The sequence below is a fragment of the Fontibacillus phaseoli genome, assembly GCF_003337355.1.
Lineage (GTDB): Bacteria > Bacillota > Bacilli > Paenibacillales > Paenibacillaceae > Fontibacillus > Fontibacillus phaseoli.
In genome coordinates, this window is the sequence record NZ_QPJW01000023.1 from 15,610 (window position 1) to 28,346 (window position 12,737).

The 12,737-nt window shown below is 51.2% G+C and carries 13 protein-coding genes; 5 read left to right on the plus strand and 8 right to left on the minus strand.

What is annotated here, in order from left to right; genetic code table 11:
- Positions 1-148: 148 nt before the first annotated feature.
- The 4 genes from deoC to DFP94_RS24930 form a co-directional block, all read right to left on the minus strand.
- Complete coding sequence (gene deoC, locus DFP94_RS24915; protein ID WP_114499176.1) at positions 149-826, minus strand: deoxyribose-phosphate aldolase; 678 nt, start codon at positions 824-826, stop codon at positions 149-151.
- A gap of 75 nt (positions 827-901) precedes the next feature.
- A complete protein-coding gene (def, locus tag DFP94_RS24920; RefSeq protein WP_114499177.1) occupies positions 902-1,483 on the minus strand; it encodes a peptide deformylase in 582 nt (193 codons plus the stop codon).
- An 89-nt stretch (positions 1,484-1,572) separates the two neighbouring features.
- Positions 1,573-1,932 carry a hypothetical protein gene (locus DFP94_RS24925; RefSeq protein ID WP_114499178.1) on the minus strand — a complete coding sequence of 120 codons (360 nt, stop codon included), beginning with the start codon at positions 1,930-1,932 and terminating at the stop codon, positions 1,573-1,575.
- A gap of 179 nt (positions 1,933-2,111) precedes the next feature.
- The gene (locus DFP94_RS24930) at positions 2,112-2,369 is read right to left on the minus strand and encodes a YqkE family protein (protein WP_114499179.1); all 258 of its coding nucleotides are present in this window, start codon (positions 2,367-2,369) and stop codon (positions 2,112-2,114) included.
- Between the two features lie 193 nt (positions 2,370-2,562).
- Between DFP94_RS24930 and DFP94_RS24935 the strand changes: the two genes are divergently transcribed.
- Entirely contained in the window at positions 2,563-3,141 is a 579-nt protein-coding gene (locus DFP94_RS24935) for a type II toxin-antitoxin system PemK/MazF family toxin (protein WP_114499180.1), read from the plus strand.
- Positions 3,142-3,402: 261 nt separating this feature from the next.
- On the opposite strand, the gene DFP94_RS24940 is transcribed toward DFP94_RS24935, so the two are convergent.
- Together DFP94_RS24940 and DFP94_RS24945 are read right to left on the minus strand one after the other, a co-directional pair.
- Positions 3,403-3,972, minus strand: a complete 570-nt coding sequence (locus DFP94_RS24940) for a TetR/AcrR family transcriptional regulator (protein WP_114499181.1) — start codon at positions 3,970-3,972, stop codon at positions 3,403-3,405.
- Positions 3,950-4,711 carry an MBL fold metallo-hydrolase gene (locus DFP94_RS24945; protein ID WP_114499182.1) on the minus strand — a complete coding sequence of 254 codons (762 nt, stop codon included), beginning with the start codon at positions 4,709-4,711 and terminating at the stop codon, positions 3,950-3,952. Before DFP94_RS24945 ends, DFP94_RS24940 begins: the two co-directional genes overlap by 23 nt.
- Before the next feature lie 179 nt (positions 4,712-4,890).
- Here DFP94_RS24945 and DFP94_RS24950 point away from each other — a divergent pair, with 179 nt between their 5' ends.
- On the plus strand, positions 4,891-5,523 hold the full coding sequence (locus DFP94_RS24950; RefSeq protein WP_114499183.1) for a LysE family transporter: 633 nt from the start codon (positions 4,891-4,893) through the stop codon (positions 5,521-5,523).
- On the opposite strand, the gene DFP94_RS24955 is transcribed toward DFP94_RS24950, so the two are convergent.
- Positions 5,520-6,899, minus strand: coding sequence for an amino acid permease (locus DFP94_RS24955; RefSeq protein ID WP_245955093.1), 1,380 nt, complete (start codon positions 6,897-6,899; stop codon positions 5,520-5,522). The genes DFP94_RS24950 and DFP94_RS24955 overlap by 4 nt on opposite strands.
- Before the next feature lie 212 nt (positions 6,900-7,111).
- Between DFP94_RS24955 and DFP94_RS24960 the strand changes: the two genes are divergently transcribed.
- Entirely contained in the window at positions 7,112-8,752 is a 1,641-nt protein-coding gene (locus tag DFP94_RS24960) for a sensor domain-containing diguanylate cyclase (protein WP_114499185.1), read from the plus strand.
- Between the two features lie 75 nt (positions 8,753-8,827).
- On the opposite strand, the gene DFP94_RS24965 is transcribed toward DFP94_RS24960, so the two are convergent.
- Complete coding sequence (locus tag DFP94_RS24965) at positions 8,828-11,059, minus strand: MMPL family transporter (RefSeq protein ID WP_114499186.1); 2,232 nt, start codon at positions 11,057-11,059, stop codon at positions 8,828-8,830.
- Positions 11,060-11,268: 209 nt separating this feature from the next.
- On the opposite strand from DFP94_RS24965, the gene DFP94_RS24970 reads away from it, so the two are divergent.
- Together DFP94_RS24970 and DFP94_RS24975 are read left to right on the plus strand one after the other, a co-directional pair.
- Positions 11,269-11,850, plus strand: a complete 582-nt coding sequence (locus DFP94_RS24970; RefSeq protein WP_245955094.1) for a TetR/AcrR family transcriptional regulator — start codon at positions 11,269-11,271, stop codon at positions 11,848-11,850.
- Between the two features lie 32 nt (positions 11,851-11,882).
- Positions 11,883-12,185, plus strand: a complete 303-nt coding sequence (locus tag DFP94_RS24975) for a hypothetical protein (RefSeq protein WP_114499188.1) — start codon at positions 11,883-11,885, stop codon at positions 12,183-12,185.
- Positions 12,186-12,737 lie beyond the last annotated feature (552 nt).

Sequence of the window (12,737 nt, forward strand, 5' to 3'; positions counted from 1 at the left end):
TCCTCTTTGGAAACCGATAACGACGGATTAGCTGTAGGTTTTCCAGTTAGCGAGCCGTTGAAATCGCGGCTGGAAGATACATCAAAAAAAGCGCTATTCCCTTTCGTTGGAATAGCGCTTTTGATACAAGCATATGAGCCGCTTGCTTTTAATAATCGGTCCGGCTGCTAAGCCCTTGGGCAATGGCTACGCCCGCGCTCGTTCCCAATCGGGTCGCCCCGGCCTGGATCATCGCTTCCGCGTCTGCCAGATTCCGGACTCCGCCGGAAGCCTTGACGCCGATCCCCGGTCCAACCGTCTTCGCCATCAGCTCTACCGCTTCAACCGTAGCTCCGCCGGTTGAGAAGCCTGTCGAAGTTTTAACGAAATCGACGCCGGCCGCAACCGCAAGCCGGCTTGCGCGTTCGATCTCTTCCGGAGTCAACAAACAAGTCTCCAGAATAACCTTCACCAGCGCTTTGCCTGCGGCGCTTTCAACGACGCCTACTATATCTTTAACGACTGCTTCGTCGTCCCCGTCCTTCAGTGCCCCGATGTTAATGACCATATCCACTTCGGTAGCCCCGTCGCGAATCGCTTGAACCGTCTCGAATGCTTTAACTTCGGGAGCCGACGCCCCCAGCGGAAATCCGATGACGGTGCAGACTTTCACATTCGGCGTATCCTTCAGCGCTTCAGCCGCCGTCTTGACCCAATAAGGATTGACGCACACCGAGGCGAAGCCGTATTCCTTCGCTTCCGCAGCCAGCTTGAGAATGCCTTCTTTTCCCGCATCGGCCTTTAGCAACGTATGATCGATTCGGCTTAATACTGACTTGGTATTCATCTTAATTCCTCCGTTTTATTTAAGGGTTGTTCAAAAAGTAAATTTGAGCCGTCCTGAACCTGTGCCGTCTCCGTATTAATACAAACTGGAAATTTGCACGCCTTCAGGCAGCTTGAAAGGATGTTCTTTGTTGATCCGGTCATAAAACATGATTCCGTTCAAATGATCCAGTTCGTGCTGCATGACAATCGCGTCAAACCCTTTGAAGCGCAGTTTTAATTCTTTTCCTTCCGCGTCATAACCCTTGACCTGCACCTTCTCATAACGGGGAACAAAGCCCTGCACTACGCGGTCTACCGACAGGCAGCCCTCGCTTTCCGGCAAATACACCATCGCTGCCGAATGGCTGACGATTTTGGGGTTAAACAAGGCGACTTCCCGGTCATTTCCCTCATCATCGCTCAAAAGAGCGGCAAACATCCGCTTGTTCAACCCGATTTGGTTCGCGGACAGGCCTACTCCGGCACGAAGCTTATATTTTTTCGACAGCTCCGGGTCTTGGCTGTTCTTTAGAAACAGCAGCATTGAGGCCATTTCTTCGCGTTCCTCCTCTGTCGGAGGAACGCTGACCGGCTCGGTTACGATCCGCAGGATCGGTTCGCCTTCCCGCACAATATCATCCATTGTAATAATGTAATCGCTTTTGAATTTACTCATGAGTGAACACTTCATCCACCTTCACATGCAAAATTTCGCCAACTTTAGACCAGCCCCAGCGTAGCACGCAGCTGGAACATTTGTCAAAATCAGCGTTTGACTTTAACGCCCCAAACGGTATCCTTCTGAACAGCGGCGGTATCCTTAAGTTGCTTCAATCGCGGATCCCCTGGATAATGCTTTTCCAGATAAAGTACAAACGTCTCACGCAGTCGTATTTCTTGGTCGAGCTTGTTAAACTCGTTCGGATGTTCTTCCAGCTCCCGCAAGCGGGATTCCCAAATCGGCAAATCCCGGGCGTGCGACAAATCCTGCCGGGTCCGATCCGCGAGTTCCCTGAGGTCCCGGTAAGCCGTCTTTACTTTCCCGGAATATCTATGCTTCTGATTTAGCCAGCCCAGCCCGATGATGATGAGAAAAAACAGAACCCATAATTCTATATGATCCAATTCGTCACCTCATTACATAGATATTTGACCATGGATATTTTCCGACTGAAGACGCCGCCGGCAATTACCGGCAACAAGCAATAGTCATTCATGAAACAAGAAGCCGACATTTTAAGCATGCCGGCTTACACCTATAAATTCTATGATACTATGGTTTGCTCAATAATCGATGGGCGATCCTATTTGAATTTATTCCAATCCATCTTGTTATTGTTCAGCAAATGTTCGAAATCGTTATCCAGCCGCTTCTGCTCAGCCTTACGGACTTCCTCGGCCTTGACTCGGGCTTCTTCCCGACGCTGCTCTTCTTCTTTCTTCAATTCATTAGCCTGCTCTTTGAGTTTGGCAATGGTATCTTCACCAAGCAAGTCCTTAAGCGTAGCGGGCTTTTCGGCCGGCGCCGGTGCCGGAGTCCTGTTGGTTTTCTTTTTTGCCATGTGTCGTTCACCTCGATTTCAAGCCTAAAGTATCATACCGGGAAAAATGTTGTCAACTTAAGATCGTGGCAAACGGCGAATTTCGGGGAAGGATATTATTTTATAAAAATTACGTTAATTTTGTTTGATCCTTATGTAAATACGTGTAATTCAAAAGTATATGTTTACCTACTGCCAGCTTGGAGGAGAGCGCATGAACAAAAATCAGAAACAGGCGGAACCGGTCCAACAAAGGAACGTACTTGAAAAGCGCACAACAAACCGCCGCATAGAATATGTAAAACAGCAAAAAACGCAGCAAATCAACAATTGGCTCCCGCTAAAAATCGAGATGGCGCATCATTGGATCGAGCATGAGAAAACTCAGATGAAAAGGAATATGACCCGCGGGGCGGTTCATTTTTGCCATTTCGGGGAAAATATCGGTTGCGAGCAGAACGAGGAACGCCCTGTGGTGATTGTTTCGAATAATACCGTAAACTCTACGTCCGGAAATGTTCTAGTCGTCCCGCTCACCAAGAATTTAAAAATCCGCACGGTTCCAAAAACAGGACAGGCGATCCTGACCAAAGACGGCAAACCGATTCCCCGGTTTCAAAGCCATTATTTCCTTTTTAAAAGCAAGTATAATTTTCTTGCCTTCGATTCGGCGGCCAAAACGGAAGAGACGACCTCGGTCAGCAAAGTCCGCCTGAAGGAACATTTGGGCAACCTGGATGAAGAGGATGTAAGCAGGCTGGAAAACCGGCTCAAATGGTCCTTCGGCATTTAAGGTTGACAATGCTTTTGCGACAGGGTAGTATAAATATAAAGAAATACTACGTCATCCACCCCGTCGTGGATAAACTCACACGTGCCCGCGTGTTATTGAGTCCAAGAGGAGCCTAGTGCTCCTTTTTCCTTTATTATAACCCTTTTGCTATGTCGCCCACCCCGGTCGTGGGCAAAATCACCCCGCTGGGAGAACCCCGGCGGGGTTTATTGATATGCCTAGAATCTCCTCTTTGTTACCAATTACCCGTTCGGCAAATTTTTAACCAGTTCTCTGGCTCAGACCGGCAAGAAACAGCTTCAGATTGAAATCCATGCTTGTCTTTACATCAAGCGGCAGACCGAACCCGCTTTGCCTTTCCAGGGAAGCGAAACCGTGAACAAGGCTGCGCAGCCCCCTTACCGTATGAAGCGCCTCTTCTTCCGTCAGATCGTATTCACCGAGAAGTTCCACGATAAGATTCACGATCTCGCCGCTGACTTCCGCGATCTCCCGGTCCTGCGGGTCCGGTGCCAGTTGAACCACTTCATATAGACCGGGGTGTTCATGGGCAAATGTGATATAGGCATCCGCAAAAGACGTGATGGCCGCTTCACCCTGCTTGCCTTTGGCCGCAGCCGCAATGGTGTCATGGAGCTGATGAAGCGCATGGACCGCCACCATTTTGCGCAATTCCCCCAGCCCGCTGACATGATTGTATAGCGATGGAGGGCGTATTCCTAAATGCTGGGCTACGGATGAAATCGTAATGGCTTCCGCTCCTTGTTTGTCCGCGATATCTATTGCGGCGTGCAATACGGATCCGCTATCAATTCCCGCTCTTGGTGACATGCCGGGGCTCCCCTTTCCGTCCGGCTTGCAGAGCCGCCAATTTGATTTCGGCTTGCCCGATCGCCTTCTCCATGTCACCGACCGGATCGGAAATCATGCTGCCGTGGCCCGCCGCGAGAAGAGACGGCTTCAAGTCAGCCAGCTTTCGCGCGCTGCGCAGGGCTGTTTCAAAATTCCAGGTAGCCATTGCCGGAAACGGAAACAACGGGCGCATCACTCCGCTGACGGCGATGCCGCCGCGCGTCTGGAAGGCATCGCCTACAACGAGCGCGCCGCTCCGTGTATCCAGCAGAGAAATCGAGCCGGGCGTATGCCCAGAGGAAGAGACAACCAGCAGCGATCCTACCCGATCCCCCTCGGCCAGAAGAACATCGGCGCGGGTCGCTACCTTCTTCGGAACCCCGCCGCGTATCGGGGTCTGAGGCTCATCGTCATCTAATGTCACATCACCTTCTAGCAAGCGGGCATCCCTCTCCGAGATATATACCTGAATATTCGGATATTTCCCCTTTATGGCATCCAATGCACCCACATGATCATCATGAGCATGAGTGAGAATAATCCGAGTCAACGGTTTGGCCGTCGTGGCAACTGCACGGAGTATCCCCTTCACGCTATAGGGCAGTGCGGCATCTATAAGCGTAACGCCCTCTTCTTCCTCAATTAAGTAACAATTTACCGGAAACATCCTGGGCATGAACGTAATTTGAATGAGTTTATCTTTTCGAAGGATACGCATAAATAAATCATCCTTTCTCTTAAAACTAATGTCATTAGTTAAAATATAAACTAATGATATTAGTTTATCAAGCCCTTTTTTTAGTCGTACAAGTCATCCCAGGCGAATAAGATGTATAAGTCAATGATTTAGAACGCTCCAATACGTTTTTCAATTCATTTTTTTTGGGGGTATGAAGCTTGAACAGTATGCTTGGCTTTGTGTTTTTGGGTTTATCTCTTTCCGCGCCCATCGGTCCGGTAAACGCGGCCCAACTGGACAAGGGGATCCGAAGCGGCTTTCTAGCTGCCTGGCTAGTGGGACTCGGCGCGATAGCCGCCGATATCATCTATATGCTCCTCGTTTATTTCGGGGTCATTCATTTTTTGAACACCCCGTTCATGAAATCGTTCCTGTGGCTATTCGGATTTTTTATCCTGATCTACACCGGAATCGACAGCCTAAAACAAGCGGGCAGCCTCAGCCTGAATGAAACGCGAAGCCGCGAACCCCTGTTCAAATCGTTTGTTTCCGGTTTTATGATGTCTTTGTCCAATCCCCTGTCGATTTTGTTCTGGCTCGGCATTTACGGGTCGGTTTTAGCGCAGACCGCCGCCGCCTCCGGTACCCGGGACCTGATTGTGAACAGCTGCGCCATTATCGCCGGAGTTCTCGTTTGGGACGTCACCATGGCGGGATTCGCCAGCATTTTCAGAAAAGTATTAAACGATCGCGTGCTTAAAGCCATCTCCGTCCTGTCCGGACTTTCCCTGATCGGATTCGGGCTTTATTTCGGTTACGAAGCGGTCCTCCTGCTTCTGGAACGCCTCTAATCCAACCTTGGCCGGCGAACAAGCACCGCTTTGCGGCGCTTTGCTCCCGATCTCCGCTTCTTCCATACTTTGAACTGCATCAATAAGGTGACCGAACCGATAACACCAACAAATCCAAGGCTACCCCAAAAGCCGGGACGGCTTGTCGCGTGGGTCAGCGTCCCTGATACGGCGAGCAGGATCAGCGCCATGCCGGCAATCCTTTTCACCTTTCCGAACATCGTCAGTTTCAGTAATTTGCCTGAAGTGAGTAAAATAAACAGCCAATTATATAACAAGAGAAGTCCTGCAGCGGTCGTAATATATTCGTAAATCCGGCCGGGCATCGCGAGTGACAGGATGATGGAACCGGTCAAGCCGGCAGCGGTTAGCCCGATCGCAAACATCGGACGCTTCTTCAGCGCCTTTTTGGCAAACAAGGTCGGAGCATCCCGGTCCTCGGCCAGCGTTACCAGCATCGTTGTCACGGCATATAGCGAGGCGACCATCGTAGAGAACCCGGCGATGATCAACACCGAATTAAATAGATGAGGGATAAAGGGCATATTCACCCCGTCCAATGCCGTGATAAACGGGCTTTTTTTGGGCACAACGGCTTTCCACGACACTAGTGTGACCACCAGGCCAATCGATAAGATATAGACTGTGGCCAATAGCAGAAGCATAATCTTTCCCGCTTTCGGCGCTTCCTTTGGATCTTTGAGGCGAAACGCCATCATTCCCATTACTTCAATACCGCCGAAAGCATAAAAGGCAAAGATTAGCCCGGACCATAACCCCATGACACCTGACGGGAAGAATTGCTTGATTGTCCGCGGGAAGGAAAGATTTCCGCCGCCGGGAATCCAACCGAAAAGAGCAGCTCCCGCCATGCCGAGAAACAGGAGGATTGCCGCGATTTTTATGACGGAAAGCACGTTCTCCACCGAATCAAAGCCTTTGTTTCCGATTAATATGACAATCAGCCCGAGCAAGGCATATCCGGTCGCAAACAGCCACATCGGTACGCCCGGAAACCAAAACCGCGAAAAGAGAGATAATGCGGTAAGCTGGCTGCCCATAATTAGGAGCTCGGAAGACCAATATACCCAACCGCTGCTGAAACCGGCCCATCTGCCGTATGCCTGTTTTGCGTAAGAACGAAACGATCCTTTTTCCGGACGCTTGGCGGTCATGCGGGCTAAGGCTTCAAATACCGTATAAGTTCCAAGCGCAGCCAGAGCAAAGGCGATCAGGATCGAAGGACCGGCCATGCTTATTCCGAGGCCCGAGCCTAAAAAATAACCCGTCCCGATCGTTGACGCGACCCCGAGCAGCGAAAGCTGCCACCATTTCAGGTTCCCCTTGTTCTGTTCTTTCTGCCCGCTTCCGCTCACAAGTACCCCTCCTGTTTTTTCTGGTTGCCACCCAACCCCTGATAAAGTCCATTTATATAGCATTCAGGAACCTTGCCGAAAGTATGCAGGAAATAAACAACTCTTTATGTCAGGTATAATGCTTGGACGATCAGACTCCGATAAACGGTTTAAATACATCATAGCCGCTTATGTAAGCTTACATATCTGCACAGCGGAAATACGGAGGCCTCATGATTAAACTGCGCACTTTTCTTATGATTGCTTTTTCAGCGTTCATTATCCTTCTCGTCGTAATATTAAGCATCATTATGGGCCGGCATTCCTCGCGTGAAATCGAAGGAGAGATCGGACACTCCTTATCCGGCATCGCTTTTCAAATGTCCGACAAGTTGGATCACTTCATGTGGGCCCGTGCCGGGGAAATCGAACTGATAACCTCCCTGGAGACATTAAAGCAAACGGAACGGCCTGGAGATATTCGTCATTTGCTTGAACAACTGAAAACAAGTTTCCCTTCCTTTTCATGGATCGGTTATCTGGATGCCGAAGGAACGGTTATAGCTTCGACTGATCGGATTTTGGAAGGAAATAATATTGCGGAGCGTCCGGTTTTTAAAGAAGGCATTAAGGGGGAGTTCATCGGCGACGTTCACGAGGCGGTCCTGCTCGCCAAGCTGCTTCCGAACCCCAGCGGCGAGCCGCTGCAGTTCGTCGATATCAGCATGCCGGTAAAAGGAGCGGACGGCCAACCGATCGGCGTACTGGCCGCCCACTTGAGCTGGGAATGGTCCAAAGAGGTGCAGCGCACCATTCTGGCTCCCCAGTTGAAACACTTTCGCGGTCTGGAATTATTCATCGTCAGCAAATCCGACAATACCGTTCTGCTTGGACCTGAGGAGATGGTAGGCCGGCCGCTGCCTCTGGACAGCGTAAAGCAAGCTCAAGAGGGTCGTAACGGCTGGGACCTCGTCACCTGGCCGGACGGGCAGCGCTATCTCACCGGCTACTCTCACGGGGACGGCTATCTCAATTATGAAGGATTGGGCTGGACCGTTCTTGTCCGCCAACCGGAGGCTGTCGCCTTGGCCCCTGTGCAGGAACTCAAAAATTACTTCATTATTGCCGGCGCCATTGCCACGATCTTCTTTGCTTTCCTTGGCTCCTTGCTTGCGGAGCGGATTTCCCGACCGATCCGGGGACTGACAGAGGCAGCTGACCAACTGAGGGCGGGAGATGAAGTGGATATTCCGCAATACCGGACCTTCCAGGATATTTACAGCCTGTCGACGTCATTGCGCAGCCTGGTAGATTCCTTAAGCAAAACCGAGTCAGCCCTCGGAAATATGAAGGCTCTTGCGCACAGAGACCAGCTTACCGGTCTTCCCAACCGGGTCGCCCTTGAAGGATATCTCGAAGACACATTACCGGGCATTGATCCCGCCAAGGGCAAGCTTGCTTTTATGTATATCGATCTGGACGGATTTAAGACGGTCAATGATTCGCTGGGACATCAGGCCGGTGATTTGCTGCTGCAAAAGGTGGCTCAGCGGCTGGATTCCATCCGGCAGCCCGGGGGACTTGCAGTTCGTCTGGGCGGCGACGAATTCCTGTTCATCTCGCCGGCTTCCCCGTCCATCGAGGAAGCCCGCATCGAAACGGAACGCCTGGCAAACGAGCTGATTGCCCAGTTGAACCAACCTTTCGTCATCGAGCTGCAGATGGTGACGATCGGCTGCAGTATCGGCGCCGCCTTTTACCCGGATCACGGCGCACATCCCAATCAGATTATCCAGGCGGCAGACGACTGCCTCTACCGGTCGAAGCAGGCCGGGAAAAACCGTGTGACGTTTGCCGAAACGCCGGCGGAATGAAACAAAAAAGAGAGGCAATTACCGGCCATTCATGAGCGGTGACTGCCTCTCTTTTCTATTATGATTTACTCTTATCTATACATTCACATGTTCTTTCAAATGGTCTTCCTCGTGACCCTTCGCGCCGTGCCCCGGCCAAAACGCCCATTTGCCGAGCAGCATCGTGATCGACGGCACCAGAAGCGGACGCACGACAAACGTATCCAGCAGCACCCCGATGGCGGTAATGATGCCGAACTGCACCAGGACCTGAATCGGCAGCGTGGCCAATACCGCAAACGTCCCGGCGAGAATAAGCCCGGCGGAAGTGATGACGCCTCCGGTCTCGGTTACGCCTTCGCGAATCGCGTCTTTGAGCGGCATTGTTTTCCGCTTTTTCCATATGCTCGAGACGAGGAAAATGTTGTAGTCCTCCCCTAACGCAACCAAGAACACGAAGGCGTATAGCGGGATCAACCCTTGAATAGCCGCATTGCCCATCACATCATGAACGACGACCCAGCCCAGTCCCAGCGCGGAAAAATAGGACAGTACCACGGTCAGGATCAAATAAATCGTTGCCACGACAGATCGCAGGTATACGAGCAGCAGGACAGCAATCAGCCCGATGACGATCGGAATGACCACCTTTTCGTCGCGCTGATTTGTCATTTCGGTATCATACTGGGTTGCGGGTTGTCCGCTGATCCAGACTTTCGCTTCCGGCTCAGCGATGCCGGCATCTCCTAGCGCCTTCTCAGCCACGCTCCGCAGATCGGGTATATGATTGACCGCTTCCATCGAATAAGGGTTCAGGTTGAATTCAATGTCCACAGCGGATATATTCGGGTCGCTCTTGCCCGGCACCGGATCTGATACCTTGGCTAGATAGGAAAGATCCGCGAAGGTTTCCTTCAGCGGGACTTCCTGTCCCTGGGTATCCACCATGATCTTTACCGGGGCCAGTTCGCCCGGCGTAAACTTTTCGCCGATTACGGCAAAACCTTCGCGCGACGGAGAATCCTCAGGAAAAGAGGAAAGCAGGTCCACAGTATATTGAATTCGGAAGGTGTTTGCGGCTGCGGCCACCAAAAAGACTAGTGTTACAATAACGACAAGCCACGGGCGCTTTGTAACGATAACCCCGATCCGGCTGCCGACCTTGTTCCGGGCTTTCGGCTTGGTGACCGCTTTCCTTCCGTTCGTCCGGATGCGCTGTTCTTCCATTTCCGGTGTCCGGGGAACGAAAGGAAAGAACGAGGTCCGGCCCAAAATCGCAAGCAGCGCCGGCACCAGCGTCAGGCTGGCGATCGCCATGATCAGGATCGACAAGCTGAACGGAACCGCAAAACGGTGAACGGCTCCATATTTGGCCAGCAGCAGCACAAGCAATGCGATAACTACGGTAAATCCGCTCATGGCGATGGCACCGGAGGAATCTTTAAACGCTCCAAGCAGCGCTTTGGTTTTGTCTTTTTCCTGTGTAAGCAGTTGCCGGAACCGCGAAATGAGGAACAGGCAGTAGTCCGTCCCCGCCCCGAACAATAGTACGGTCATAATTGAGATCGCCTGCGAATCGACCGTGATCCAGCCCTGCTCCGCCAGTTTGCCCAGAATCGGGCTGGCTGCCCCATACGCGAATCCTACGGCGATCAAGGGGATGATCGCCAAAATCGGCGAACGGTAGATCAACAGCAAGAGGATCAGTACAAGCATTACCGTCGCAATCATCAAAGAGACATCGGCGTCAGAGAACAAGCCGACCGCGTCGACCGATATTCCTGCCGGTCCGGACACCCGGGCTGACAGTTCCCCGCCTTTCTGATCCGCCGCAAAAGGATCGGTCCCGAACAACGCCTTCGCCTGCTTGCGGATGGCTTCGGTCCCCTTCTTCAGCGTATCGGAATCCGACTTTTTTTCAAAGAAAAACGGCAGCACAAACGCCGTACCGTCTTCGGAAGCCTGCTGCTGCAATACCGGCAACGGGATTTTGTCGAACGGAGGCAGCGCGGCCTGTCCCCTCACCGGATGCTCCGTAAAATAAGCGGTCAGCTTCTGAATGCCGCTATAATCTTCATCTGTAAGTCCGCCTTCCCTATTCCATACAATTAGCGCGGGGAGCCCGCTTTCTCCCGGAAACTGAGTTCCGGCAATCTCGCCCGCCACTACCGAAGGTTTGCTAGCATCCAGATTGGCGGCATTATTTTTCTCCATTTGATTGACATCGGGCCAGATCGCGCTCAACACCCCGACGATGATGGCCCACACTGCAAGCGTAATCCATTTACTCCGTTTCCCAGCCACCCAGCGGCCTATTTGATTCAGCATCCCTTGTTCTCCTCCATCCTCATTCTATAAAGTTATTTTATGACAGTGATATTCATCATAATATTAATTATATATACCGGACGGTTAATTATCAATCTGGGAGTTCGCAACTTTGTTGCCTTGAATTACCTTATGGTATAATTATTCGTCAGAACATGGTTTGAGGTGATAAAATGAGCACCCCCAATAAGCGGCCTTTAGGAAGGCCTGTGCAACAACAGGACGGCCTGCCTACATCGCGGCAAATATTGCTGGCCGCCTCCCGCCTGTTCATGGAGAAAGGCTTCGATTCCGTATCCATGAATCAGGTTGCCGAACGCTGCGGCATTACAAAGGCATCGATCTACTATTATTTCCCTACCAAAACGGAGCTGTTCGTGGCGTCAATCGTAGAAACGTTGACCCAGGTCAATGAACGGATCCGAGAGCTTCTTGAGCAACCGGGAACATTTCAGAGCCGGTTAATCCGCATTACGGAAAACTACTTGAAGGTTCCGCAGGTTCACATGAACGGCATGTTTGAGCAAGTGAAACGCCATTTGACCGATGAACAGCAGCAGACGCTGATCCAATATGAGAACGGACTGTACGAAACGCTGAAGGAAGGGTTCGAAGCTGCGGTAAAGAGCCGGGAAATCGCCTGCGAGGATCCGCTGCTGACAGCGCATATTTATGTTTCGATGCTACGAGTCGGAGAACGGCAATATGACCACACTCAAGTGTTGTTCCCCTCCGAACGGGATGCGGCTGAAGCTATTGTCGCTTTTTTATGGAGAGGCATCCATATCTAAATTGCTGCGTGGGCAGAAAGGAAGTAGACACCATGGCTTTCGGAATCAAACGAGAGGAACTGAACGCATGGAAAGAAGCGGTGTCCCGGGGCGAAATCGCCTTTTTGACCCATTACTGGCTGGACCCGAGATTTCCGGGGACGAAGACCGTAACCAAGGTCGGCTGTAGTGATCTGGACCGGTTGAACGTCTGGTGCAAGGAACACGGCTTGAATCCCAAATACATTCATCACCGTCCCCCGTTCCCCCATTTCGATCTCCTTGGCCCCAAACAACGGGAGGTTTTAAAGCAGGAGAAGCTCTGGGACCAATTAGAACGGTTTCATATGTTGTAGGCTCTAATTGTCTTGCTGGCACTGGCGACATACTTATTGTTGAGTACGGGATGTCCAGTAAGCAAATGGATTTTTCTGTAAGTTGTAGTATGTTGCTGAGTTGTAGCTCTGGCCGGATCTATGTACTCTTGCCGGGCTTGGATACGGGACTTGGATACGGGACTTGGATACGAGACTTGGATGCGGGACTTCTACTTGAAACTAGACGCGATACTTCGTGAGACTTCTTCTTGAGACTTGGATAAGCTACTTTCACGACTATCGCATATTGCTTTCCCGCGACTCGTTACTCCACAACGTTTCCCGGTTCCTTATTACCGCTAATACACTACACCCACAAATAATTAACTGGATTTCCTCCAGTTAATTATTCCGCGCAGTACCTTTTGGCTAAATTAGCTGGAAAAACTCCATCTAATTTGGGCTGAACCGTTACTTTGCAGCGTTTGCCGGGACATTACGGCCGGGCCCCCGAATATTGGACACTTTAGGATCAAACCTTAGTTAGACGGAGTTATACGGCAATTTTAAACGCATTTACTTCGTTTCTCT